The sequence below is a fragment of the Citrobacter sp. Marseille-Q3906 genome, assembly GCF_916618775.1.
GTDB classification, from domain to species: domain Bacteria; phylum Pseudomonadota; class Gammaproteobacteria; order Enterobacterales; family Enterobacteriaceae; genus Citrobacter; species Citrobacter murliniae.
The window spans coordinates 2,364,280-2,389,612 of the sequence record NZ_CAKAKA010000002.1 but is presented as its reverse complement, the minus strand read 5'-3'; the positions used below and the strand labels follow the sequence as shown (position 1 = coordinate 2,389,612).

The following is a 25,333-nucleotide window of genomic DNA, read 5'->3' as shown; positions in this document are numbered from 1 at the left end:
TTTGACATACTCCATTTTGGGTACGCTCAGGGAATTGCAAGCAGGGTGCCAGAATGATAATACAGATGTGATAATTTATAACTCATTGAGTTATATTGATTATTTTTAAGCAGGATGTGAGCGGGAAGTCAATGAACTATGCAGAGTTTTGCGCAGTGTGCAAAATTCTGCATAGCAAATTTTGTCTCAGGAACCTGACGGGTCGATACCATATTCTTGTAATTTATACATCAGGGCGCGTCGGCTGATCCCCAACATTAGCGCGGTGCGGGTTCGGTTTCCGTCCTGCTGTTCGAGGACTTCAACAATGATCCGTTTTTCTTCGCGTTTAATCTCTTCTTTCAGGTTCCGCTCTCCGGTCTGGGCGGGTTTTACTTCCGTTATTGCGCTTACGGGAGAGCGGAACTGGGCGGGCAGGTCTTCAGCAAAAATTACCGCACCGGTATTCATGACCACCGCGCGTTCGATCACGTTGGACAGTTCGCGAATATTTCCCGGCCATGGCCAGGCCGTGAGGATTGACATGGCTGTCGGATCAATTTCAATGATATCTCGCTGATTTTCCGAACTGAATTTTTGTAAAAAATGGTTAGCTAACAGAGCGATGTCTTCACGGCGTTCACGTAATGGGGGCAGGGCCAGATGAATCACGTTTAGCCGATAAAACAAGTCTTCGCGGAAGGTTCCTTCTTTTACCATTGTGTACAGGCAGCGATTGGTGGCGGCAATAATACGAATATCAACGCGAATGGTTTGATGCCCACCGATGCGTTCGAATTCTCGTTCCTGCAAAATTCGTAGTAGTTTCGCCTGTAGAACCAGCGGCATCTCACCAATTTCATCAAGCAACAGCGTCCCCTGATGAGCGCGTTCGAACAATCCTTGCCGTAATGTCTGCGCGCCGGTAAATGCGCCTTTTTCATGACCAAACAGCTCGCTCTCCAGCAATGATTCTGGTAACGCGGCACAGTTTATTTTTATAAACGGACCGCTGGAACGTCGGCTGTTGTAATGGATTGCGCGGGCTATCAGTTCTTTCCCCGTGCCGCTTTCACCGCTAACCAGTACATTTGCCTGTGAGAGCGCGATTTTTGCCGTATCTTTGCAAATATCCATCATCAGCGGGCTGGTCGTAAGGATATGCCCCCATTGCCAGCTGGTGCTGAGGGCCTGATGAAGACTGCGGATCTCCTGCTTCATCGCCTGTAACTGCAATGCGCGTTGAATCACCAGGTTAAGTTCGTCCAGGTCAAACGGCTTAATCACGTAGTCAAATGCGCCACTACGTAATGCCTCTACTGCCGTTTCTACTTCGGCGTAGGCCGTCATCAGAATGACGGGGATCCGTGGCTGCTGGGTTCGCATGATTTTCAGTGCGTCGATTCCATCCATTTCTGGCATACGAATGTCCATCAGCACCACATCGGGCTGTGTGTCAGCAAACAGGCTAAGCGCTGCTTTGCCGTCGCTGGCACAGTGTGTCTCATGTCCTTGCAGCGAAAAGGCCGTGGTAAGCATACGGCGGACATTTTCTTCGTCATCAACGATGAGAATACGGTATGTGGTTTTCATTCTGACAAGGTTCCCTGAGGATTGATCGGTAAAATAAGAGTGAAAGTTGCGCCGCAGCCAGGCATGCTGACTACATGGATATCCCCTTGATGCGCATTGATTATGCGCTGGCTCAGTGCCAGTCCCAGACCTGTGCCTGACGCTTTTGTGGTAAAGAATGGATCGAATATTTTCTTCTGTAAGGCAATATCAATCCCACTGCCATTATCCTCAATCATTACTGCCTGCTGCGAAGCGGTGTATTGCCAGGTGCGGATCCGAATTTCACCTCGTGCGCCTATCGCCTGTACTGCATTGATTAAAATATTCAGGATCACCTGTTTGAGCAGTTCTCGATCGGCGACGATCGCTGTCAGGCTGGCATCTAATTCTGTTGTAAAGCTGATACGGGCCTGAATACCGGAGGTTTGCACGAGGATCAGCGTCTCTTCAATCAGCGCATTGAGTCGAACCTGTTGCCACTGGCTTTGCCGCGGGCGTGAGAAGTCCAACAGTTGCTGGATAACTTTATTAATTGAATCAATTTCATTTAGCACAACGGATAAATACTCCTGATGCTCCGGCTGAGAAGTTTGCTGGCGGATGATCTGGACATACCCGCGTATTGCCGTCAGAGGATTACGTACCTCATGGGCCACCCCGGCCATTAGTTCACCGAGTGTGGCGAGCCTTTCTGTTTGTGCCAGACGGCGTTGTGTCTCTTTGCGGGCTGTTAAATCTGAGAAGATCACCAGTGCGCCGATCAACTCGCCATGAGCGTTATGGATTCGGCTGGTGGTGACGCTTATCTCAATAGTTCGTTCACGCCCAGGAAAGCTGACCTCCAGCGCGACATGCTCGGTACCGTACTCCAGGGTATCCAGCACCGGGCTGTAGAACCCTGTGTTAGCAAACAGCTTTGCATAGGATTGCCCAACCAGCTCATGTAGCTTATAGCCTGTTATCTGCTCCGCCGCCGGGTTCATGGTGGTGACGTCACCCTGTCTGTCGATTGCAATGACGCCATCTGCGGCGTTCTCAATAATCAGGTCGTTAAGCGTTTTGGTTTCGCGTAATGTTTGTGCCAGCGCATTGACGCTGCGGCTAATTTGTCCCAACTCGCCGGGCAGGTTAGGAAGACGAGCTGGGGTTTTTTGCGCCAGCGTCGAGAGCCCGTCAGTGATGATGTCGATATTGGCGCCGAATCGGCGTGAAAAGAGAACGATAAGTAGCAGGCTGCTGACTAATCCGGCTGCCAGAACGGCAATGATCCTGACGTCCATTCGCCAGGCTTGCTGGCGGATATCTTCCGTCAGTTCGTTAGCCCATATATAACCAATGACTTCGCCATGCCGTTCTATTGGGATCATTGAGTTGAGAATGTCACCGCGAACTTGTCGTCCTGAATAGACTACAGGGGTGTTGTTGTCCATCACCTCATGTCCGGGATGGTCTGTCGCGATGGTGATACCAACATTGCTTTGATAAAGCGCAGAGGGTGCATAGGTGATAATCGCATCCAGCGCTTTGTGGTAATACCCTGCACCCACGCCGGGAAACGCCTGTGTGATCCGTTCTGTAATGGAGCTCAGCTCTTCATTAAGCGCACGAATACGCGCTTCACGCGGCAGATTATCGAAGTGGCTAAAGCGATCGCCCAACTCATCGTTCAGCAGGGTTACTACCGATGATAATTTTTTCTCTTTTTCAGATAAGACTGCTGAACGGCCTTCGGTTTCTACGATATAACCAATAGATATTGTTGGTACAATAACCATCAGAATGGCCATCATGATCATCTGATTGCGTAAACGTCGCGGATATAAGCGGCATATGAGCCCTTTCAGATTGCGCATCATGACATCCATGTAGTGTGTTTGGTCAAACACGATTATCACGGGTTGAGGCAACGGTTTCTCAGCGGTCTATCATACTCCCGCAAAGAGATGGCATTGCGATGCGGGGCATTTCCCGCTACCTTAACCACACTTTATTGATTCCCTGAGGCGGAGCTTCGCCCTTTTGAAATACCTTGCTTCCGTTCATGCAACCCTAAAAGTTTCACGCTATCTGTTCAGGGCGCTGGCGCTACTGGTTTGGCTTCTGATTGCTTTTGCTTCTGTGTTCTACATTGTGAATGCGTTGCATCAGAGAGAGTCTGAGATTCGTCAGGAGTTTAACCTCAGCTCCGATCAGGCCCAACGCTACATTCAGCGCACTTCTGACGTGATAAAAGAGCTGAAATATATTGCTGAAAATCGCTTAACGGCGGAAAACGGTGTGATGTCCCAACGGGCACGGGATGATAAAACCGTCGTGCCTAATTTTGAGCCGTTGTTTGCCGATTCCGACTGTACGGTAATGGGGAATACCTGGCGCGGATCGCTGGAATCGCTGGCGTGGTTTATGCGCTACTGGCGAGACAATTTTTCTGCCGCTTACGATTTGAATCGTGTGTTCCTGATCGGCAGTGATAACCTCTGCATGGCCAATTTCGGCCTGCGTGATATGCCTGTTGAACGTGACGTCGCTCTGAAAGCGCTACATGAGCGCATCATCAAATACCGTAACGCGCCACAGGAAGAAAACGGCAATAACCTGTTCTGGATAAGCCAGGGGCCGCGTCCCGGTGTAGGGTATTTTTATGCGCTTACACCAGTTTATCTGGCGAATCGCCTGCAGGCGATGCTGGGTGTGGAGCAGCCGATTCGTATGGAGAATTTCTTCACACCAGGCAACTTGCCGATGGGTGTGACAATCCTCGATGAAAATGGTCATGCGTTGATTTCGTTGACCGGTCCAGAAGGCAATATCAAAGCTGAACCGCGCTGGATGCAGGAACGCTCCTGGTTTGGTTATACGCCGGGTTTTCGTGAGCTGGTGTTGAAGAAAAATCTGCCGCCATCATCACTCAGCATTGTCTATTCCGTTCCGGTCGATATGGTACTGGAGCGGATCCGCATGCTGATCCTGAACGCGATTCTGCTGAATGTGCTGGTGGGTGCGGCACTATTTATGCTCATGCGTATGTATGAGCGACGTATCTTCATTCCTGCGGAAAGTGACGCGCAGCGACTGGAAGAACATGAGCAGTTTAACCGTAAAATTGTTGCTTCCGCGCCGGTCGGCATTTGTATTCTGCGCACCATAGACGGCATTAACATCCTGAGCAATGAGCTGGCTCATACCTACCTGAACATGCTGACGCATGAGGACCGGCAACGGCTAACGCAAATTATCTGCGGCCAGCAGGTTAATTTTGTTGATGTGCTAACCAGCAATAATACCAATCTGCAAATCAGCTTTGTGCACTCACGTTATCGCAATGAAAACGTAGCGATTTGTGTACTGGTGGATGTCAGCGCTCGCGTCAAAATGGAAGAGTCGTTGCAGGAGATGGCTCAGGCGGCGGAACAGGCAAGCCAGTCTAAATCGATGTTCCTGGCGACGGTGAGCCATGAGCTGCGTACCCCGCTGTATGGCATTATCGGTAATCTCGACCTGCTGCAAACGAAGGAACTTCCTGATGGGGTGGATCGCCTGGTGACGGCGATGAATAACTCCTCCAGTCTGTTGCTGAAAATTATTAGCGATATTCTCGACTTCTCGAAAATCGAATCTGAACAGCTGAAGATTGAGCCGCGTGAGTTTTCACCGCGAGAAGTGATGAACCATATTACTGCCAACTACCTGCCGCTGGTGGTTCGCAAGCAACTTGGGTTGTACTGTTTTATCGAACCGGATGTGCCGGTGGCGTTAAATGGTGATCCGATGCGCCTGCAGCAGGTGATTTCTAACCTGTTGAGCAATGCGATTAAATTCACCGATACCGGCTGTATTGTGCTGCATGTGCAGTGCAGCGGGGACTACCTCAGTATTCGCGTGCGTGATACCGGCGTGGGCATTCCGGCCAAAGAGGTCGTGCGCCTGTTTGATCCTTTCTTCCAGGTGGGGACAGGGGTGCAGCGCAATTTCCAGGGAACCGGGCTGGGGCTGGCAATTTGTGAAAAACTGATCAGCATGATGGACGGAGATATCTCCGTTGATTCTGAACCGGGAATGGGTAGCCAGTTTACGTTGCGTATTCCACTTTATGGTGCGCAATACCCGCTGAAAAAAGGGGCTGAAGGCCTTGCGGGTACGCGTTGCTGGCTGGCGGTGCGTAACGCCTCGCTGTATCACTTTATCGAAACCAGCCTGGCGAGTGCGGGGATGACAGTACTGCGCTATGAAGGTCAGCAGCCTGAGGCGGATGATGTACTGATTGCTGATGATGCGCAGGAACAGGCCTGGAAGGGGCGAGCAGCGGTTATTTTCTGCCGTCGCCATATTGGTATTCCGCTGGAAAGAGCGCCGGGTGAGTGGGTGCACAGTGTGGCATCACCGCACGAGTTGCCTGTGCTATTGGCGCATATTTACAGCGTTGAACTGGGCAATGAAGAACTTTCAAGCGCGCTACCAGCCCCGGATAAGATCGGTAGCACGAACGATGACATGATGATTCTGGTGGTCGACGATCATCCGATAAACCGCCGTTTGTTGGCCGATCAACTGGGATCGCTGGGATATCAGTGTAAAACTGCTAATGACGGTGTGGATGCGCTAAATGTATTGAGCAAAAACCATATCGACATTGTGCTGAGTGACGTCAATATGCCGAATATGGACGGTTATCGTCTGACGCAGCGCATTCGCCAGTTGGGCTTAACGTTGCCGGTTGTCGGTGTGACGGCTAATGCGTTAGCAGAAGAGAAGCAGCGATGCCTGGAGTCAGGTATGGATAGTTGTCTGTCCAAGCCTGTGACGTTAGATGTGCTGAAGCAAACGCTGGCGGTCTACGCAGAGCGGGTCAGAAAAACGCGGGTATAAAAAATGCCTGATAAGCGTAACGCGCTATCAGGCATTTCTGAGCTTAGAGCCAGGCTCTAAGTGAATTAGTCTTTGTCTGACGGGCTCAATGTCACGGACGACAGATAATTCAGCAATGCAATATCGTTTTCCACACCGAGCTTCATCATCGCAGACTTTTTCTGGCTACTGATGGTTTTAATGCTGCGGTTGAGTTTTTTAGCGATTTCAGTGACCAGGAAACCTTCGGCAAACAGGCGCAGGACTTCGCTCTCTTTTGGTGACAAACGTTTGTCACCATAACCGCTGGCACTGATTTTCTCCAGCAGGCGAGAGACGCTTTCCGGGGTAAATTTCTTGCCCTTTTGCAGCGCAGCCAGCGCTTTCGGCAGGTCAGTTGGCGCACCTTGTTTAAGGACGATCCCTTCAATATCGAGATCCAGTACTGCGCTCAGGATAGCCGGGTTGTTGTTCATGGTAAGAACGATAATCGACAGGCTCGGGAAATGACGCTTGATGTATTTAATTAACGTGATCCCGTCACCGTATTTATCTCCAGGCATGGAGAGGTCGGTAATCAACACATGGGCATCTAATTTTGGCAAATTGTTGATTAGTGCAGTGGAGTCTTCAAATTCGCCGACAACATTCACCCACTCGATTTGCTCAAGTGATTTACGAATGCCGAACAGCACAATCGGATGGTCATCGGCAATAATTACGTTCATAGTGTTCATGTATTGGGCTACCTTGCTACAGCAAGCTCTTGACGTAATTGTCAATGTCGCTGATATACTTTTCTATACCTGGAGCATCCTTCTCTTGAATAAGATGTTCCAGCGCTTCACATAACTGCTTGCCGGGTACCAAATTAAGCATGGCAAACACGCCTTTCAGGCGATGGGCGGTTTGAGCTAACGCAGCGAAATCACTGGTTGCTGCCTCAGTATACAACCTCTTAACATCATCCGGTACTGTGTCCACAAAGAGCGCATAGTAACCGCTGGCATGAAGTTCGGCGTTTTCATCTCCGCCGAGAGGGAGTTGTTGGATCTCTTCCTGCGCCAGTTGTTCTTCAATTAGCGCCAGGACAGCTTCCTGCATCGCATTGCTCATATTAAAGTTGACGCGCAACTGACCAGGGCCAATTTTCCTCACGCCAGACTCATCATCGCTTAAAAGCAAGCCCGAGGCAGTAAGATTAGACGGATTATCAGTTAAAAAGAGATCATATTCTTGACTATTTAACCGTTCATCGGGCGTGATGCAGGTTGCTCCCCAGTTTTCTAACTGACGTAACACAATGCTACGTACGTCATTAGAGGTGACATCAACCATCACGCAGACGTCATCCAACAGGCGTTCTTCAATGTCAGCATGCTGGTCATGCAGTGGCATTTTAACATGGACTATATAGCGTGTTCCAAGTTCTTCCCGTGCTTTAATATTCAGGTGTCCGCCCAGTTTACGGGCTAATTGATCGCACAGCCAAAATGTTAGTGGATTTGCTTTACCGTAGCGATCGCTCTGCGTTTCATTAATGAACGGGAAATGCAGATTATCAATTTCATTTAACGTGATCCCTTCACCAGTATCCAGAATACGGAAGGTCAGACGTTCTGCTTCCGACTCGTCCTGGTCAACCTCGAGGGTAATTTTACCAATTTGGGTAGTGGTTACCGCATACTGAATCAGCAGCATCAGAATGCGGCGCAAAGCATCGCGGTCGCCACGGCGCTCGTCACTGGCGCTGAGGTGATTTTTGATTAGCAACTGTAGCCCTTTACGTTTAATCACCGGCAGAACTTCAGGGACCACTTCATCAATTAACGTCTGAATGGAAAACAGCGTTGGGTCGCTTTTCCAGGTGTCGCTCTCCAGAATATTAGCCAACTGGATTTCATCCACCATACGAACCAGAATATCAGCCTGATTTGCCAGCTTCTGACTGTCAGGCGTATTTAGCGCGGCAGCGTTGACGGCAAGTATTCTGGCGGGTTCTTTCAGAGCACTGCCTATATTCTGCATAAAGGCAGCGCGGGCCTGTTGGTTTTTCTCATACAGACGCTGTGCTTGTTTCAGCTTTTTATTAACCAGAATTTCTCTGTCCTGGTCACGAATGATAAAGATCTGTGTACGCGGTGAAATCTGACTGCGGAACAGCCTGATTTCATACAGTTCATTATTAATAGTGGCTTGAATCATGCCCTGATGCTGTTCCGCCATGCTGGTAATGTTTTGCAGATTTAAATGCGGCAGCAGGTGGTCGGCAATTTTATTACTGATGACCGTACGGTTCGCCTCCTGGTCATGTACCAGTAAACCCAGAGGCAGCAGGGAAACAATCTCTTCATTAATGGCCCGCAGAACGCGTAATTCATTATTGGCGGCAAGGTTTGGCGCCACGTCGGTCGAGCGGGCAGGGAGGTGGCGAAAGGTGGTATAGCCAAACAGCGCCAGGGCAAGCAGGGCGATATTCAGTAATAGCGGTAGCAGGATGCTTTGCAAAGATTCAAGGAGCAATGAACCAAACGGTACCTGCCAGACAAGTCGCATATCCGTTGAGTTCAGCGCAGAGGAGATCTCAATTTTACTGTTGTTAAAGCTGATACTGACGCTGTCAGGTGATTCTTTTTCATTAAGATGTTCGGCCGTTGAGGTGGCATCCGGTTCCAGATGGAAGCTGTCCAGCGGCATTCCTGGTGGGATAAGATCATTAATTGGCAAATCAAAAGCGACGACGGTTGCCAGATGCCCCGGCTGATTAAACGTAGTACGTAGCGTGAAGTAATGTCCGTTTTGCCAGGCCAGGCGGCGCAGGGAGGAGAAGCTTTCACGTTCGTCCAGCGCGTTGGCCTGCTGCAGCATTTCAGCACGGCGTGAATCGACGATATTACCTATCGTTGACTCTTTAAAGCCGGAAGAGAGATCTTTTAGCGGCAGCGTTGAAATAAGGATCAGGCTATTGTCCTGACCATTCAGATAATACATTGACCACGGAATATTCTCCGCTCCCCACAGCGTATCCAGATAGGTCGAAATGCGCTGGGTCATCTCCAGCGTCGAGCTGTCGTGTGAACCGAAAATAAGCGCTTCGGTCTTTCTGCGGGGTTTTTCAAGATAGTAAACATCTTGTTTAAGGCGAGTCTCTTGTAGCCCGTCGGCGGTAGAGGAGGTGGTTGTGGCGGCAATGTTGTCATAGATCTGCCAGGTTACGTACCGCCAGGTATCGACCCTTTTATGGATAGCATGAGTGATATCAACTATCTGATAGCTTTTATCTTTTAACCAGGTGTTGACCGCACTCTGGACCATCACGCCCATCATCACTAACAGCACAACGATCAGTAATAAGAAGAAACGGGTAATACTTCCCGGCAACAGGGAGAATCGGGTAGAAACCGTTGTGTCTGACTGACTCATTCGTGTTTATGACCTGTTAAAACGACGCTAAAGATGATGGGGCAGTATAAAGGGTAATGTATGAATTGCCATACTAACGCAACGCCCGTAGTACAGCATTTTTTACCGTGCATTTCGCTGCTGCCATAGTGCTGTAAAGGTGTACAGCGTACAGGGTGAAGTACAAATATAAATGCAAGACCTAAGAATTTAGCATTAAATAACAAGAAATTATTTAATGAATTTATACGTGATGAATGTGAGATGAGAGGGTTAATAATCGTTATAGTTTAGGAGAGTTAGCACAGGATGGTAAGTTTTGTGTAAAGAAGGGTAAAAAAAAACCGAACGCAGAGCATTCGGTTGAAATAGGGGTAAACAGACATTCATGAATGAATGACGGTAATAAATAAAGTTAATGATGATAGCGGAACTATTTTAGTTGCGAGTGAAGATTTTGTTTTGTCATTCAGTGCTATGAGTAAATCTAACTCAATTATTTGATTTTTAAGCATTTTGTAATGAATCTTGATTATTCGTGCTTATTTTGGCTGTTTTTTACATTTAAAAAAGTTCCCTTATATTAATATTTTGAAACATCTATGGTGATAAATGAAACACCTTAAAAGTTTTAGTATCATATTCGTGTTGGATTATTCTGTGTTTTTGCGGAGAATGAAGTTGCCGACTGGTTAATGAACGTTAATCAGTATGCAGTGGCATAAAAAAGCAATAAAGGCATATAACAGAGGGTTAATAACATGAAAGTTAAAGTACTGTCCCTCCTGGTACCAGCTCTGCTGGTGGCAGGCGCAGCAAATGCGGCTGAAATTTACAACAAAGACGGCAACAAATTAGACCTGTACGGCAAAGTCGATGGTCTGCACTATTTCTCCGATAACAAAGGTGATGATGGTGATAAAACTTACATGCGTATCGGCTTCAAAGGCGAAACCCAGGTTAACGATCAACTGACCGGTTACGGCCAGTGGGAATACCAGATTCAGGGTAACCAGAGTGAAGCCAGCAACGACGCCTGGACGCGTGTGGCATTCGCAGGTCTGAAATTCGCTGATGCAGGTTCTTTCGATTATGGTCGTAACTATGGCGTGACTTATGATGTTACGTCCTGGACTGACGTCCTGCCAGAATTTGGCGGCGACACCTACGGTGCTGATAACTTCATGCAGCAACGTGGTAACGGTTATGCGACTTACCGTAACACTGATTTCTTCGGCCTGGTTGATGGTCTGAACTTTGCTCTGCAGTACCAGGGTAAAAATGGTAGCGTAAGCGGTGAAAACGTAAGTGGTCGTAGCCTGCTGACTCAGAATGGTGACGGTTACGGCGGATCACTGACTTATGATCTGGGTGCTGGCTTCGGTATCGGTGGTGCGATTACTACCTCTAAACGTACTGCTGACCAAAATGCTGTTGGCGTATACGGCAACGGCGATCGTGCAACGGTTTATACCGGTGGCCTGAAATACGATGCGAACAACGTATACCTGGCAGCACAGTACTCCCAGTCTTACAACGCTACCCGTTTCGGTACCTCTAATGGCAGCAACCAGACTGCTGCTTATGGCTTCGCAGACAAAGCACAAAACTTTGAAGTTGTGGCTCAGTACCAGTTTGATTTCGGTCTGCGTCCGTCCGTTGCTTACCTGCAGTCAAAAGGTAAAGACATCAGCAATGGCTTCACTAACTTCGGTGACCAGGACATCGTGAAATATGTTGATGTTGGCGCGACTTACTACTTCAACAAAAACATGTCTACCTATGTTGATTACAAAATCAACCTGCTGGATGACAATGCGTTCACCCAGGCTGCAGGCATTGCTACCGATGATATCGTAGCACTGGGTCTGGTTTACCAGTTCTAATCTGCATTTATCTCTGTCAAAGGGCCTGCGGGCCCTTTTTTAATGCCGTTTTTCTGACGTACAAACAACTATTTTTGGTGTACTCTTGCGCCCGTTTGCATGAGGATAATCACGTATGGATATGAATTTTTGTCGTGTAGCCCTGTTGGCTGCAACGATCTTTTTTGTCGGGTGCGATGAGGCCCCGAAATCGGCTCAGCTCCCGTCCCCGACCGCCACGGTACTGGAAGGTAAAACAATGGGAACCTTCTGGCGGGTCAGTGTGGTGGGAATAGATGCCAAACGCGCCGGGGAATTGCAGGCGAAGATCCAGACTCAGCTTGATGCTGACGATCAGCTTCTTTCTACCTATAAAAACGATTCTGCATTGATGCGCTTTAACCTGTCGAAAAGCCTGTCACCATGGCCGGTTAATGACGCGCTGGCGGATATTGTAACGTCTGCGTTACGTATCGGCGCAAAAACGGATGGGGCTATGGACATCACCGTTGGGCCGCTGGTCAATCTGTGGGGGTTTGGTCCGGATCAGCAACCTGTTCATATTCCTGCTCAGGCGCAAATTGATGCAGCAAAAGCGAAGACTGGCCTTTCGCATCTGAAGGTCGTTAATGAGGCCCATCAGAACTACCTGCAAAAAGATTTGCCGGAATTGTACGTTGATCTCTCCACCGTGGGAGAAGGTTATGCCGCTGATCATCTGGCCCGCCTGATGGAACAAGAGGGGATCGCTCGTTATCTGGTCTCCGTGGGCGGTGCGCTGAATAGCCGGGGAATGAACGCCGAGGGGCATCCGTGGCGTGTGGCGATTCAGAAACCAACCGATCGCGAAAACGCGGTGCAGGCGATTGTGGATATTAACGGGCACGGGATCAGTACTTCCGGTAGTTACCGTAATTATTACGAACTGGATGGCAAGCGTCTGTCACATGTTATCGAGCCGCAATCCGGTCGACCGATCGAACACAATCTGGTGTCCGTGACGGTAATTGCTCCGACGGCGCTTGAAGCCGACGGCTGGGATACCGGACTGATGGTTCTCGGAACGGATAAAGCCAAAGAGGTCGTGCGTCGTGAAGGGCTGGCAGTTTATATGATCGTGAAAGAGGGCGATGAGTTTAAAACCTGGATGTCGCCACAGTTTAAAAGCTTTCTGGTCAGCGACAAAAATTAAAAAGCAAGAATACGGGTTTTTGTATCATGCAATGCGGACACACTGAGCCTAAGCGCTATGCTTAACCAAGGAGTCCAAAATGAGAAATATCTTACGCCTGACTGATGATGACCGCTGGCAGTCTGTGTTGGATCGCGACACAGACGCCGACGGTCAGTTTGTCTTTGCCGTTCAAACTACCGGTATTTTTTGTCGTCCCTCCTGCCGGGCGAAACATGCGCTGCGCAAAAACGTCAGCTTCTTTGCGGATGCACAGCAGGCACTGGCTGCCGGGTATCGGCCGTGTAAACGCTGTCAGCCGGACAAAGACAATGCGCAACAACATCGGTTGGATAAGATTACCCGCGCCTGTCAGCTTTTAGAGCAAGAGTCCCCCCTCACGCTGGATGAATTAGCGCAACAGGTGGCGATGAGCCCGTTCCATTTACATCGTCTGTTCAAAGCGACAACAGGAATGACCCCGAAAGCGTGGCAGCAGTCCTGGCGCGCTCGCCGTCTGCGCGATGCGCTGGCGAAAGGGGAGCCGATAACGCAGGCGATCCTTAACGCCGGGTTCCCCGACAGCAGCAGCTACTATCGTAAAGCGGATGCGGCGCTGGGCATGACGGCGAAACAATTTCGTAAAGGCGGCGACAGCGTATCTGTGCGCTACGCGCTTACGGACAGTGCTCTGGGTCGCTGCCTGGTGGCGGAAAGTGAACGCGGTATCTGTGCGATTTTACTTGGCGATGACGATGCCACGTTGATAGCGGAGCTCCGTGAACTGTTTCCCACCGCGCTTGACGAACCTGCAGATGCGCAATTCCAACTGCATGTGCGTGAGGTGATTGCCGTGATTAACACGCGCAACAGGCCACTGTCCTTACCACTGGATATCCGGGGAACCGCATTCCAGCAGCAGGTGTGGCAGGCGCTACGCGCTATTCCCTGTGGTGAGACGGTTAGCTATCAGCAACTGGCCAGCGCAATCGGCAAACCGAAGGCTGTTCGCGCGGTGGCCAGCGCCTGCGGGGCGAATAAGCTGGCGATTGTGATCCCGTGTCATCGGGTGATCCGCGGTGATGGTGCGCTTTCGGGATATCGTTGGGGCGTTGCGCGTAAGGCACAACTCCTGCAACGTGAAACTACCGGCGAGGAAACATAATGCTCGATCTCTTTGCAGATGCGAAACCCTGGCAAGAGCCACTGGCATCCGGTGCGGTAATTTTGCGACGTTTTGCGTTTGACGCCGCACCTTCTTTACTACAGGCGATCTCATCCGTCGCCACCCTGTCGCCTTTTCGCCAGATGGTTACGCCCGGCGGTTATACGATGTCGGTAGCGATGACAAACTGTGGTCATCTGGGCTGGACGACGGATCAGCACGGTTACCTTTATTCTCCGGTTGATCCGCTGACTGGCGCAGGCTGGCCGCCATTACCGGACGTTTTTGTCGACCTGTGTCAACAGGCGGCAATTGCCGCAGGCTATCCTGACTTTCACCCGGATGCATGCTTGATTAACCGCTATAACCCCGGAGCAAAACTGTCGTTACATCAGGATAAAGACGAACCCGATCTGCGAGCGCCTATTGTATCTGTGTCGCTGGGTTTACCGGCGATCTTTCAGTTTGGTGGTTTGCAGCGTAATGATCCGTTAAAACGTTTGCTGCTGGAACATGGTGATGTGGTGGTATGGGGAGGGAAATCGCGTCTGTTTTACCATGGTATCCAGCCGCTTAAGACGGGGTATCATCCGTTGACGGCCGACTGTCGTTACAATCTGACATTTCGCCAGGCGGGTAAAGCGGAATAAAAATAAGAATTATTATTGCTGTAAGCGTTGAGATGTTTAAACTGCGGGCTGTTATTACTTGTCCGGGTTGTACACATGGAACTTTTACTTCTTGTCTGGCGGCAGTATCGCTGGCCATTTATCAGCGTAATGGCGCTCAGCCTTGCCAGCGCTGCGCTGGGAATTGGGCTGATTGCGTTTATAAATCAGCGCCTGATTGAGACGGTCGACACCACGCTGATGGTGCTGCCGGAGTTTCTCGGCCTGCTGCTGTTACTTATGGTCGTCACGCTTGGCTCACAGCTGGCGCTGACCACGCTGGGCCACCACTTTGTCTACCGCCTGCGTAGCGAATTTATCAAACGTATACTGGATACCCACGTTGAGCGCATCGAGCAGCTTGGTAGCGCCTCATTACTGGCCGGTTTGACCAGTGATATCCGCAACATTACCATCGCTTTCGTCCGTCTGCCTGAGCTGGTACAGGGAATTATTTTGACCATAGGATCGGCGGCGTATCTGGCGATGCTGTCGACCAAAATGCTGCTGGTAACGGCAATCTGGATGGCGATCACTATCTGGGGCGGGTTTGTACTGGTGGCGCGGGTGTACAAACATATGGCTACCCTGCGTGAAACAGAAGACAAGTTGTATAACGATTATCAGACGGTGCTGGAAGGGCGCAAAGAACTGACGCTCAACCGTGAACGTGCCGAGCATATCTTTAACCAGTTGTACGTCCCGGATGCCAAAGAGTATCGCCATCATATTATCCGTGCCGATACCTTCCACCTGAGCGCAGTCAACTGGTCCAACATTATGATGCTGGGCGCAATTGGCCTGGTGTTCTGGATGGCTAATAGTCTGGGCTGGGCAGATACCGCAGTGGCGGCGACCTATTCGCTGACGCTGCTGTTCCTGCGTACGCCGTTACTCTCTGCCGTCGGCGCGCTGCCCACATTGCTCACCGCGCAGGTGGCTTTCAACAAACTGAATAAGTTCTCACTGGCACCATTCAAGGCAGAGTTTCCGCGACCAACCGCGTTTCCGAACTGGCAAACGCTGGAAATGCGCAATGTGGTATTTCACTATCAGGATAATGCGTTCTCCGTTGGGCCGATTAATCTGACCATCCATCGTGGCGAACTGATCTTCCTGATTGGCGGCAACGGCAGTGGAAAATCTACTCTGGCGATGCTGCTTACCGGATTGTACCAGCCGCAGTCTGGTGAGATTTTGCTGGATGGCAAGGCGGTAGCGATTGAAAAACCAGAAGATTATCGCAAGCTATTCTCGGCGGTGTTCACCGACGTCTGGTTGTTCGACAAACTGTTGGGCCCTGAAGGGAGAGACGCAAATCCGCAACTGGTGGCGAAGTGGTTGGATCATCTGAAGATGGCGCACAAGCTGGAATTGAATGATGGTCGCATCCTCAATCTGAAGCTGTCTAAAGGGCAGAAAAAACGTGTGGCGCTGCTACTGGCATTAGCGGAGGAGCGCGACATTATTCTGCTCGATGAATGGGCTGCCGATCAGGACCCGCACTTCCGCCGTGAATTTTATCAGGTGCTGTTGCCATTAATGCAGGAAATGGGCAAAACCATTTTCGCCATCAGCCATGACGATCATTACTTTATTCATGCCGATCGTCTGCTGGAGATGCGCAACGGGCAGCTTACCGAGTTAATGGGTGATGAACGCGACGCCGCATCGCGTGATGCAGTAGCCCGTACAGCCTGATCCCATAGGCCGGATAAGGAGCTACCGGCCTACGGTTAACACTCTCATCCGCCGTTTTTTTATCCAACCGGCGGCTCAGTTTATTGTTATTTACATAATTCAGCATCATGATTAACGATATTTCAAATCATGGATTTATGATTAATGTCTGTAATAAATAAAAACAGCGCCAGGCTGCGTGATGAAGAACGTGCGCGTCTGATCTGGCTGCTGACCACTGATAAAGCCATTATTTCTACACTGTTGGGCAAGCTTACCCTGGCTGAGCAATATGACGTCGGTACATTAGCCGACGATATTGCTGAGGTAGGGGCGCTGGTGGCCCACCTGCCACCGCCCGATTTGGCCGATACCCTCGAAGCGTTACCCTCTGAAGAACGTCATGCCTTGTGGCGACTGGTCGAAAGTGAAAAACGCGGAAATGTGCTGCTTGAGGCGTCAGAAAACGTCTGGGACGATCTGATCGATGAGATGACCGACCGCGAGTTGCTGGACGCGTTGCAATATCTCGATATCGATGAACAGATTTATCTGGTGCAGCATTTGCCACGCAACCTGACAGGCCGACTGCTGGCATCGCTGCCGGCAGAGGAGCGGGCGCGTGTGCGCCAGGTGATGCACTACGAGAAGAATCGCGTCGGCGCGATTATGGAGTTCGAAGTCATCACCGTGCGCCCGGACGTGACGCTGGAAGTGGTACAGCGCTATCTGCGACGGTTGGGGAAAATGCCGGAAAACACCGATAAACTCTTCGTGACCGATCGCAATAAAGTCCTCGTAGGCGAACTGACGTTGACCTGTATTTTGCTTAATGATGTGCAGCGCAAAGTCAGCGAGGTGATGGAAGACGATCCGCTCACCTTCGCTCCGGAGGATATTGCAGAAAACGCGGCACGAACGTTTGAACGTGACAACCTGGTCAGTGCGGCGGTGGTGGATCCATCAGGTAAGCTGATGGGCCGTTTGACCATCGATGAGATCGTCGATGTGGTATATGAAGAAACCGACACCGATCTGCGCCGGATGGGGGGGTTAAGCGCCGAAGAGGATGTGTTCGCCCCGGTCACTAAAGCAGTAAAAACCCGTTGGGCATGGCTGGCGATTAACCTCTGCACGGCATTTATCGCCTCACGAGTCATCGACGGTTTTGAACACACGATTTCACAACTGGTGGCGCTGGCTTCGTTGATGCCTATCGTGGCGGGAATCGGCGGTAATACCGGCAATCAAACCATCACCATGATCGTCCGCGCGCTGGCGCTGCAAAATATTCAGCCCGGTAACCTGACGTTCCTGATCCTGCGTGAGATGGGCGTGGCGTTGATCAACGGCCTCGTCTGGGGCGGGATTATGGGGGGGATTACCTGGTGGCTGTATGATGATATGGCGCTTGGTGGCGTTATGACCCTGGCGATGATGCTTAACCTGCTGATGGCGGCATTGATGGGGGTAATCATTCCGATGACGATGGTGAAACTCGGGCGCGACCCGGCTGTCGGCTCAAGCGTTATGATCACCGCTATTACCGACACCGGCGGATTCTTTATTTTTCTTGGTCTGGCGACGCTGTTTCTGATGTAACCACTTGTTTGCATCTTACGATACGCGGCAGAACCAGCATCATCATCACTCCGGCAACCACGCCAATCGCCAGGTTGCCGGTAGAAACCGTCGCGGCAACGGTAATCAACATTACCAGCGTTTCGGTGACTGGCATTTTCACCAGCGCGGCGGGAGTGATACTGTGCCAACTGAACGTTTTTACCGCCACAATCACCATAATGCCGGCCAGTACCGACATGGGTATTTTCGCCATTACTTCACTTAATGCGGTGACCAGCAGCAGTAATACTAATCCGGCGGCCAACGTTGAGAGTCGACTGCGTCCTTTGCCCATCTCAACGTTGACGATTGTTTGGCCAATCATCGCGCATCCGGCAATGCCGCCATAAAACCCGGCCAGAATATTAGCGATCCCCAGTCCCGCACTTTCACGGTTTTTATTCGATGGCGTGACCGTCAGATCGTCAACCAGTCTTGCGGTTAACAACGACTCCATCAAACCGACAAAGGCGATGCTTAGCGCGCAGGGCCAGATAATGGCAAAAGTTTGCCCGTTAAATGGTACCAGCAATTGGGTTAAACCAGGTAGTCCACCGCGCATTGAACCTTCGTCACCGACGGTAGGCAACAGTTGTCCACTGGTCACGGTGAATACCGTCAACAAGACAATGGCAACCAATGGTGCGGGAATATTTTTAATGAATCGCGGTAGCCACAGTACGATCAGCAGCGTCAGGATAAACAATCCCCAGATTAACGGGTTTTTTCCCCAGAAGTGCGGGACCTGAGCAAAGAAAATCAAAATGCCCAGCGCGTTGACAAAGCCCGTCATGACGGCCGCGGGGATAAAACGCATCAGGCGTGCCATGCCTAATACGCCAAACAGGATCTGGATAAGTCCGGCCAGCACGACCGCTGGCAGAATGTACTGCACGCCGTGTAGGTGCACCATTGGGCCAATAACCAGAGCTACAGACCCCGCAGCGGCGGTAACCATTGCCGGGCGCCCCCCCAGAAAGGACATTGCCAGGCACAGTACAACGGAGGCAATAAGACTGACTTTCGGATCAACGCCAGCGATAACGGAAAAGGAGATTACTTCCGGGATCAGTGCAAGGGCGGTAACCACGCCCGCCAACATTTCGCGCACCAGTAAATGGGGCTTACGCAATACGGTTCCAACGGAATGATCTGCCGTCGCGGCAGGGGAGGGATGGAGCGCAGACATATTTACTCTCAGGTCGGAAATGGCCTGATACAGCAGACCGACAAGCATCCGTGCGGTGAATAGCAAAGCGCAGCATAGTACCCGTCTGGTGGGCGGGTTTCCAGAAATGATTGTCAATAACCCTATAAAGAATCAACTTATTAATAACATTTTTAAAATTTAAATATAATTTATAAACAATATTTAATTATTTTTACTTAAGTGTTACCGTTGGTACCGCTCGATTTTCACCTGCAATAAAAGCTAAAAAGCGATACTAAAAGTAAGGCATTAACATTATGAAAAAAGTGACTGCCATGCTCTTCACCCTGGCCGTAGGACTGAACGTTGTCTCTATGGCGGCAAAAGCGAAAGCGACTGAAGAGCAGGAAACGGATGTGCTGTTGATTGGCGGCGGCATTATGAGCGCCACACTGGGAACCTATTTACAGGAACTGGAGCCACAATGGTCAATGACCATGGTTGAGCGACTGGATGGCGTTGCTCAGGAGAGTTCGAACGGCTGGAACAATGCCGGAACGGGACACTCTGCACTCATGGAACTGAATTACACGCCTAAAAAAGCCGACGGTAGTGTCAGCATTGAAAAGGCTGTCGAAATTAACGAAGCCTTCCAGATTTCCCGCCAGTTCTGGGCGTATCAGGTCAACAATGGCGTGATGCATGAACCCCGCTCGTTTATCACCACCGTGCCACATATGAGCTTTGTCTGGGGCGACGAGAACGTGAATTTCCTGCGTGCCCGTTATACCGCACTGCAGCAGAGTACGTTGTTCCGTGGCATGCGTTACTCCGAAGATCACGCGCAAATTAAAGAGTGGGCGCCGCTGGTCATGGAAGGTCGCGATCCAAAACAGAAAGTTGCGGCAACGCGTACTGAGATTGGTACTGACGTAAACTACGGCGAAATTACGCGCCAGCTGATTGCATCGTTGCAGAAAAAACCTAATTTTGCTTTGCAGCTGAGCACCGAAGTGCGTGGGTTTAAGCGTAACGCGGATAATAGCTGGACCGTCACGGTTGCCGATCTGAAAAACAGCGAAGCGGAACACGACATCAAGGCGAAGTTTGTCTTTATTGGTGCTGGTGGCGCTGCGTTGAAACTGCTACAGGAAACCGATATCCCGGAAGCGAAAGGCTATGCCGGATTCCCGGTTGGTGGTCAGTTCCTGGTGGCGGAAAACCCGGACGTGGTCAATCGTCACCTGGCGAAAGTCTACGGTCAGGCGTCCGTTGGCGCACCGCCGATGTCCGTACCGCATATTGATACCCGCATTCTGGATGGCAAGCGCGTGGTACTGTTTGGACCATTTGCGACGTTCTCTACCAAGTTCCTGAAAAATGGTTCCTTGTGGGATCTGCTCAGCTCTACCACCACATCAAACTTTATGCCGATGGTGAATGTAGGGCTGGATAACTTCGATCTGGTGAAATATCTGGTAAGCCAGGTCATGCTCAGCGACGACGACCGTTTTGCTGCACTGCAGGAGTACTATCCGCAGGCGAAAAAAGAAGACTGGCGTTTGTGGCAGGCAGGTCAGCGTGTGCAGATCATCAAAAGTGATGAAGAAAAGGGCGGCGTTCTGCGTCTGGGAACTGAAGTGGTCAGTGACAAAGAAGGAACAATTGCTGCACTGCTGGGCGCATCGCCAGGGGCGTCAACCGCTGCACCGATCATGCTGCATCTGATGGAAAAAGTGTTTAAAGATAAAGTTGCCAGCCCGGAATGGCAGGCGAAACTGAAAACAATTATCCCGTCCTATGGCACGAAGCTGAACGGTAACGTTGAGGCCACGGAACAAGAGCTGCAATATACCAGTGAAGTTTTGGGTCTGAAGTACGATAAACCGCAGGTCGCTGATGAAGCACCGAAACCGCAGCTTAAACCTCAGGCACAACCGCAACCTGAGCAGAAAGCTGTCGCAGATATCGCACTGTAAAGAAAATGCCGGATGGCACTGCGCTTATCCGGCCTACTTCGTGCGTTTGTAGGCCGGATAAGGCGGTACGCCGCTATCCGGCACATTCTCACTTATCGCGCGACTGCGTCCTGAATCTTCTCTTCCGCTTTCCAGATTCGGTATTTCACTTCTACGTTTTCCGGAGTGTAGACCACAATCGGCAATTTGCTGTTGTAACGCACCATACCGTCATCACCCAGATAAGCTGTGATGAATTTTTTCTCTTTTTTGCCGTCCGGGCAGGCCATCATGGTCGAGACCGGGGAGCTGACTTTGTCAAAAACATAGTAGTCGTATCCCCAACCTTCCAGAGTTTTGCTTTCCAGCTCTCCACCAAGGCGATGCCTGTTGCAGTCAACTTCCAGCGTTTGTCCGATCAGCAGTTCCACTTTTAGAGTAGATTCATCTTTCTCAGGAGCGAGCTGGATAACCTGGCGCTTCATACCTTTGTCGGCTTTAGGATAAGGCGCTGTTTTTTCCAGTGGTTGAGTGTTGGCATCGTTGTTTGCAGCCCACACAGAGGTGCTGGCAACGGCAGCTAACAGGACGGCAGGGACAATAGTCTTCATCTTATTGTTCACAGTTTTTCCTTTCTTCTGTCTTCTGAACGTATCTATGGCAGGTTAGCATATTCACATCATCTATTAATCTAAATTTACTTATATTTTAAGTGTATTGGCTGAGTGTTTGTTATTAATATGGTGATATATCCTAAGAATTATCTCATAAATAAGATAATTCTCTTTTTGCGGTGTTCGTTATATAATTTAGTATATAACTAATTGAAATGTGAGCAAAAGCGCGTTTTTTTCCACCAACCCCACACTCTTTTGATCCGGCAACAGCATTTACCCCGATTGGGGTATGCACCTCTAACACATCCTGAAATATCTTACTGTTAAAAATAACTACTCATAAATAGTGCGGTTTTTATTGTCGTTCAACCCGCTCAGGGAGAGCGTCATTATGGAAGGACAATGTCATGGTTGATTTATCCCGTCGAGGCATGTTGACAGGCAACTGGCGTAACGCTGGCATTGGGATCCGTCCGCCGTGGAGCAAGGAAGAATCTCATTTTCTGGCCCATTGCCTCCGTTGTGACGCCTGCATCCAGGCGTGTGAAACCGACATCCTGCAGCGAGGCCAGGGTGGGTATCCGAGCGTAAATTTCAAACACGGCGAATGCAGCTTTTGTTACGCCTGCGCACAAGCCTGTCCCGAATCACTTTTTCTTCCGCGCCACACCAGGGCATGGGAACTGAACTTTACGATCGGTGAAAACTGCCTCGCAAATCAGTCTGTTGAGTGCCATCGCTGTCAGGATAGTTGTGAACCCATGGCCATTACCTTTCGCCCCACGCTGTCTGGTATTTACCAGCCACAGCTCGACAATCAGGGCTGTAACGGATGTGGAGCGTGCGTCGCTACCTGTCCGGTTTCAGCCATTAACGCGGAGTACAACCATGGACACTAACTGGCAGGTCTGCAGCCTGGTCGTTCAGGCAAAAAGTCAGCATATCAGCGATATCGCCACGCAGTTGAGTACATTTCCAGGTTGTGAAGTTGCACTCAGTGATGTGGAAAGCGGCCAACTGATCGCGGTGGTAGAAGCTGAACAAAGTGAAACGCTAATGAAAACAATTGAGTCGGTACGCAACGTTGCGGGCGTACTGGCGGTGTCGCTGGTTTATCACCAGCAGGATGAGCAAGGTGAGGAAACACCATGAAACTCAGTCGTCGTAGCTTTATGAAAGCTAACGCCGTTGCGGCCGCTGCGGCGGCTGCCGGGTTAAGCGTGCCGGGCGTAGTCCGCGCGGTAGTCGGTCAGCAAGAAGCTATCAAATGGGACAAAGCCCCGTGCCGATTTTGCGGTACAGGTTGTGGCGTATTGGTAGGGACTCAGCAAGGGCGTGTTGTGGCATGCCAGGGCGATCCGGATGCGCCGGTTAACCGTGGACTTAACTGCATTAAAGGTTACTTCCTGCCTAAAATCATGTACGGCAAAGACCGTTTAACGCAGCCGATGCTACGCATGAAGGATGGCAAATATCACAAAGAAGGCGAATTCACCCCAATTAGCTGGGACCAGGCCTTCGACGTGATGGAAGAGAAATTCAAAACGTCCCTGAAAGAAAAAGGGCCAGATGCCATCGGCATGTTTGGCTCCGGTCAGTGGACCATCTGGGAAGGTTATGCGGCGGCGAAGCTGTTCAAAGCGGGTTTCCGTTCAAACAACATTGACCCGAACGCACGTCACTGCATGGCATCAGCGGTAGTCGGTTTTATGCGTACCTTTGGTATGGATGAACCGATGGGTTGCTATGACGATATTGAGCATGCGGATGCTTTTGTTCTGTGGGGCGCCAATATGGCGGAGATGCACCCAATTCTGTGGTCACGCATCACCAACCGTCGCCTGTCCGATCCTAATGTCAATGTGGCGGTTCTCTCTACCTTCCAGCATCGTAGCTTTGAACTGGCCGATAACGGCATCGTCTTTACGCCGCAAAGCGACCTGGTGATCCTCAACTACATCGCAAATTACATCATTCAAAACAATGCGATAAACCAGGATTTCTTCAGCAAGCACGTTAACCTGCGCAAAGGTGCGACGGATATCGGCTACGGTTTACGTCCGACGCATCCGTTGGAGAAAGCGGCGAAAAACCCAGGTTCTGATGCATCCGAACCGATCAGCTTTGAAGAATACAAAGCGTTTGTTGCGGAATATACGCTGGATAAAACCGCAGAAATGACCGGCGTTCCGAAAGATCAACTGGAACAACTGGCGCAGCTGTATGCCGATCCGAATAAGAAAGTCATCTCCTACTGGACGATGGGCTTTAACCAACACACGCGCGGCGTGTGGGCCAACAACCTGGTCTACAACCTGCACCTGTTGACCGGCAAGATCTCCCAGCCTGGCTGTGGTCCGTTCTCTCTGACTGGCCAGCCTTCCGCTTGTGGTACCGCGCGTGAAGTAGGGACGTTCTCCCATCGCCTGCCTGCGGACATGGTGGTGACTAACGAAAAACACCGTGATATCTGCGAAAAACACTGGCAGATCCCAACCGGTACTATTCCGGCGAAAGTGGGTTTACATGCGGTAGCGCAGGATCGTGCGCTGAAGGATGGCAAGCTCAATGTTTACTGGGTGATGTGTAACAACAACATGCAGGCCGGACCGAATATTAACGAAGAGCGTATGCCTGGCTGGCGCGATCCGCGCAACTTTATCATCGTTTCCGATCCGTACCCGACGGTCAGCGCCCTGGCGGCCGACCTGATCCTGCCGACAGCGATGTGGGTGGAAAAAGAAGGGGCCTACGGTAACGCTGAGCGTCGTACTCAATTCTGGCGTCAGCAGATTAAAGCGCCGGGCGAAGCAAAATCGGATTTGTGGCAACTGGTGCAGTTTGCCCGTCGTTTCAAAACGGAAGAGGTCTGGCCGGAAGAACTGTTGGCGCAGAAACCAGAACTGCGTGGCAAAACTCTGTATGACGTGCTGTTTGCAACGCCTGCGGTGACGAAATACCCGGTTAGCGAACTGGCTGAAGATCAGCTTAACGATGAGTCCCGCGAGCTGGGTTTCTACCTGCAAAAAGGGCTGTTCGAAGAGTATGCATGGTTTGGTCGCGGTCATGGACACGATCTTGCACCGTTCGATGATTACCACAAAGCGCGCGGGTTACGCTGGCCGGTAGTTGAAGGTAAAGAGACCCAGTGGCGCTACAGCGAAGGTAACGATCCGTACGTGAAGGCTGGAGAAAGTTACAAGTTCTACGGCAAGCCGGACGGTAAAGCGGTGATTTTCGCACTGCCATTTGAACCGGCGGCAGAAGCGCCGGATAAAGAGTATGACCTGTGGCTCTCCACCGGACGTGTACTGGAACACTGGCACACCGGCAGTATGACGCGTCGCGTGCCTGAACTGCACCGTGCCTTTCCGGAAGCCGTGCTGTTTATCCATCCGCTGGACGCGAAAGCACGCGATTTGCGTCGTGGCGATAAAGTCAAAGTGGTCTCCCGCCGTGGCGAAGTCATTTCGATTGTGGAAACACGTGGGCGTAACCGTCCACCGCAGGGGCTGGTGTATATGCCGTTCTTCGACGCCGCACAGCTGGTGAACAACCTGACGCTGGATGCGACGGATCCGCTTTCTAAAGAAACGGATTTCAAGAAGTGCGCTGTGAAACTGGCGAAGGTGTAA

Annotated in this window: 17 protein-coding genes; 11 read left to right on the top strand and 6 right to left on the bottom strand. The window is 50.7% G+C overall.

Annotation, left to right across the window (positions count from 1 at the left end; all coding sequences use genetic code 11):
- Positions 1 to 186: 186 nt before the first annotated feature.
- Positions 187 to 1,572, bottom strand: coding sequence for an acetoacetate metabolism transcriptional regulator AtoC (gene atoC / locus LG384_RS15665; RefSeq protein WP_045445434.1), 1,386 nt, complete (start codon positions 1,570 to 1,572; stop codon positions 187 to 189).
- Entirely contained in the window at positions 1,569 to 3,407 is a 1,839-nt protein-coding gene (gene atoS, locus LG384_RS15660) for a two-component system sensor histidine kinase AtoS (RefSeq protein WP_225761313.1), read from the bottom strand. The genes atoC and atoS overlap by 4 nt, the downstream gene beginning before the upstream one ends.
- Before the next feature lie 166 nt (positions 3,408 to 3,573).
- Here atoS and rcsC point away from each other — a divergent pair, with 166 nt between their 5' ends.
- Complete coding sequence (gene rcsC, locus LG384_RS15655; RefSeq protein ID WP_045445421.1) at positions 3,574 to 6,420, top strand: two-component system sensor histidine kinase RcsC; 2,847 nt, start codon at positions 3,574 to 3,576, stop codon at positions 6,418 to 6,420.
- A 65-nt stretch (positions 6,421 to 6,485) separates the two neighbouring features.
- Here the strand turns inward: rcsC and rcsB are convergent, their stop codons facing one another.
- The gene (rcsB, locus tag LG384_RS15650) at positions 6,486 to 7,136 is read right to left on the bottom strand and encodes a response regulator transcription factor RcsB (RefSeq protein WP_045445418.1); all 651 of its coding nucleotides are present in this window, start codon (positions 7,134 to 7,136) and stop codon (positions 6,486 to 6,488) included.
- Between the two features lie 16 nt (positions 7,137 to 7,152).
- Positions 7,153 to 9,822: a phosphotransferase RcsD gene (gene rcsD / locus LG384_RS15645; protein ID WP_045445415.1), complete on the bottom strand. Its 2,670-nt coding sequence runs from the start codon at positions 9,820 to 9,822 to the stop codon at positions 7,153 to 7,155.
- Positions 9,823 to 10,562: 740 nt separating this feature from the next.
- Between rcsD and LG384_RS15640 the strand changes: the two genes are divergently transcribed.
- From LG384_RS15640 to mgtE, 6 genes are all read left to right on the top strand, one after another.
- Positions 10,563 to 11,687 carry a porin OmpC gene (locus LG384_RS15640; protein WP_045445412.1) on the top strand — a complete coding sequence of 375 codons (1,125 nt, stop codon included), beginning with the start codon at positions 10,563 to 10,565 and terminating at the stop codon, positions 11,685 to 11,687.
- A gap of 115 nt (positions 11,688 to 11,802) precedes the next feature.
- A complete protein-coding gene (apbE, locus tag LG384_RS15635; protein ID WP_225761202.1) occupies positions 11,803 to 12,858 on the top strand; it encodes an FAD:protein FMN transferase ApbE in 1,056 nt (351 codons plus the stop codon).
- A gap of 79 nt (positions 12,859 to 12,937) precedes the next feature.
- Positions 12,938 to 14,002, top strand: a complete 1,065-nt coding sequence (ada, locus tag LG384_RS15630) for a bifunctional DNA-binding transcriptional regulator/O6-methylguanine-DNA methyltransferase Ada (RefSeq protein ID WP_225761201.1) — start codon at positions 12,938 to 12,940, stop codon at positions 14,000 to 14,002.
- Entirely contained in the window at positions 14,002 to 14,652 is a 651-nt protein-coding gene (gene alkB / locus LG384_RS15625) for a DNA oxidative demethylase AlkB (protein WP_045445403.1), read from the top strand. The genes ada and alkB overlap by 1 nt, the downstream gene beginning before the upstream one ends.
- A 75-nt stretch (positions 14,653 to 14,727) precedes the next feature.
- The gene (locus LG384_RS15620; RefSeq protein WP_225761200.1) at positions 14,728 to 16,371 is read left to right on the top strand and encodes a multidrug ABC transporter permease/ATP-binding protein; all 1,644 of its coding nucleotides are present in this window, start codon (positions 14,728 to 14,730) and stop codon (positions 16,369 to 16,371) included.
- Positions 16,372 to 16,515: 144 nt separating this feature from the next.
- Entirely contained in the window at positions 16,516 to 17,952 is a 1,437-nt protein-coding gene (gene mgtE / locus LG384_RS15615; RefSeq protein ID WP_045445397.1) for a magnesium transporter, read from the top strand.
- Here the strand turns inward: mgtE and LG384_RS15610 are convergent.
- Positions 17,915 to 19,162, bottom strand: coding sequence for a SulP family inorganic anion transporter (locus LG384_RS15610; protein ID WP_225761199.1), 1,248 nt, complete (start codon positions 19,160 to 19,162; stop codon positions 17,915 to 17,917). The two genes, mgtE and LG384_RS15610, sit on opposite strands and share 38 nt — an antisense overlap.
- Positions 19,163 to 19,440: 278 nt before the next feature.
- Here LG384_RS15610 and mqo point away from each other — a divergent pair, with 278 nt between their 5' ends.
- Positions 19,441 to 21,102, top strand: a complete 1,662-nt coding sequence (gene mqo, locus LG384_RS15605) for a malate dehydrogenase (quinone) (RefSeq protein ID WP_048221009.1) — start codon at positions 19,441 to 19,443, stop codon at positions 21,100 to 21,102.
- A gap of 92 nt (positions 21,103 to 21,194) precedes the next feature.
- Here mqo and eco read toward each other — a convergent pair whose 3' ends face one another.
- Positions 21,195 to 21,692: a serine protease inhibitor ecotin gene (eco, locus tag LG384_RS15600; protein WP_200010369.1), complete on the bottom strand. Its 498-nt coding sequence runs from the start codon at positions 21,690 to 21,692 to the stop codon at positions 21,195 to 21,197.
- A 413-nt stretch (positions 21,693 to 22,105) separates the two neighbouring features.
- On the opposite strand from eco, the gene napF reads away from it, so the two are divergent.
- From napF to napA, 3 genes are read left to right on the top strand one after another with little or no spacing between them, the layout of a single operon-like run.
- A complete protein-coding gene (napF, locus tag LG384_RS15595) occupies positions 22,106 to 22,597 on the top strand; it encodes a ferredoxin-type protein NapF (protein ID WP_045445392.1) in 492 nt (163 codons plus the stop codon).
- Positions 22,587 to 22,850, top strand: a complete 264-nt coding sequence (gene napD / locus LG384_RS15590) for a chaperone NapD (RefSeq protein WP_045445389.1) — start codon at positions 22,587 to 22,589, stop codon at positions 22,848 to 22,850. The genes napF and napD overlap by 11 nt, the downstream gene beginning before the upstream one ends.
- Positions 22,847 to 25,333, top strand: a complete 2,487-nt coding sequence (napA, locus tag LG384_RS15585) for a nitrate reductase catalytic subunit NapA (protein WP_225761198.1) — start codon at positions 22,847 to 22,849, stop codon at positions 25,331 to 25,333. The genes napD and napA overlap by 4 nt, the downstream gene beginning before the upstream one ends.

Bases quoted from the DNA above. Each gene is read 5' to 3' on its own strand.
- atoC (WP_045445434.1), bottom strand. From the start codon at position 1,572: ATGAAAACCACATACCGTATTCTCATCGTTGATGACGAAGAAAATGTC.
- LG384_RS15610 (WP_225761199.1), bottom strand. From the start codon at position 19,162: ATGTCTGCGCTCCATCCCTCCCCTGCCGCGACGGCAGATCATTCCGTT.
- napA (WP_225761198.1), top strand. From the start codon at position 22,847: ATGAAACTCAGTCGTCGTAGCTTTATGAAAGCTAACGCCGTTGCGGCC.
- LG384_RS15640 (WP_045445412.1), top strand. From the start codon at position 10,563: ATGAAAGTTAAAGTACTGTCCCTCCTGGTACCAGCTCTGCTGGTGGCA.
- LG384_RS15620 (WP_225761200.1), top strand. From the start codon at position 14,728: ATGGAACTTTTACTTCTTGTCTGGCGGCAGTATCGCTGGCCATTTATC.
- eco (WP_200010369.1), bottom strand. From the start codon at position 21,692: ATGAAGACTATTGTCCCTGCCGTCCTGTTAGCTGCCGTTGCCAGCACC.
- rcsB (WP_045445418.1), bottom strand. From the start codon at position 7,136: ATGAACACTATGAACGTAATTATTGCCGATGACCATCCGATTGTGCTG.
- mqo (WP_048221009.1), top strand. From the start codon at position 19,441: ATGAAAAAAGTGACTGCCATGCTCTTCACCCTGGCCGTAGGACTGAAC.
- ada (WP_225761201.1), top strand. From the start codon at position 12,938: ATGAGAAATATCTTACGCCTGACTGATGATGACCGCTGGCAGTCTGTG.
- rcsD (WP_045445415.1), bottom strand. From the start codon at position 9,822: ATGAGTCAGTCAGACACAACGGTTTCTACCCGATTCTCCCTGTTGCCG.
- napD (WP_045445389.1), top strand. From the start codon at position 22,587: ATGGACACTAACTGGCAGGTCTGCAGCCTGGTCGTTCAGGCAAAAAGT.
- alkB (WP_045445403.1), top strand. From the start codon at position 14,002: ATGCTCGATCTCTTTGCAGATGCGAAACCCTGGCAAGAGCCACTGGCA.
- atoS (WP_225761313.1), bottom strand. From the start codon at position 3,407: ATGCGCAATCTGAAAGGGCTCATATGCCGCTTATATCCGCGACGTTTA.
- mgtE (WP_045445397.1), top strand. From the start codon at position 16,516: ATGTCTGTAATAAATAAAAACAGCGCCAGGCTGCGTGATGAAGAACGT.
- apbE (WP_225761202.1), top strand. From the start codon at position 11,803: ATGGATATGAATTTTTGTCGTGTAGCCCTGTTGGCTGCAACGATCTTT.
- napF (WP_045445392.1), top strand. From the start codon at position 22,106: ATGGTTGATTTATCCCGTCGAGGCATGTTGACAGGCAACTGGCGTAAC.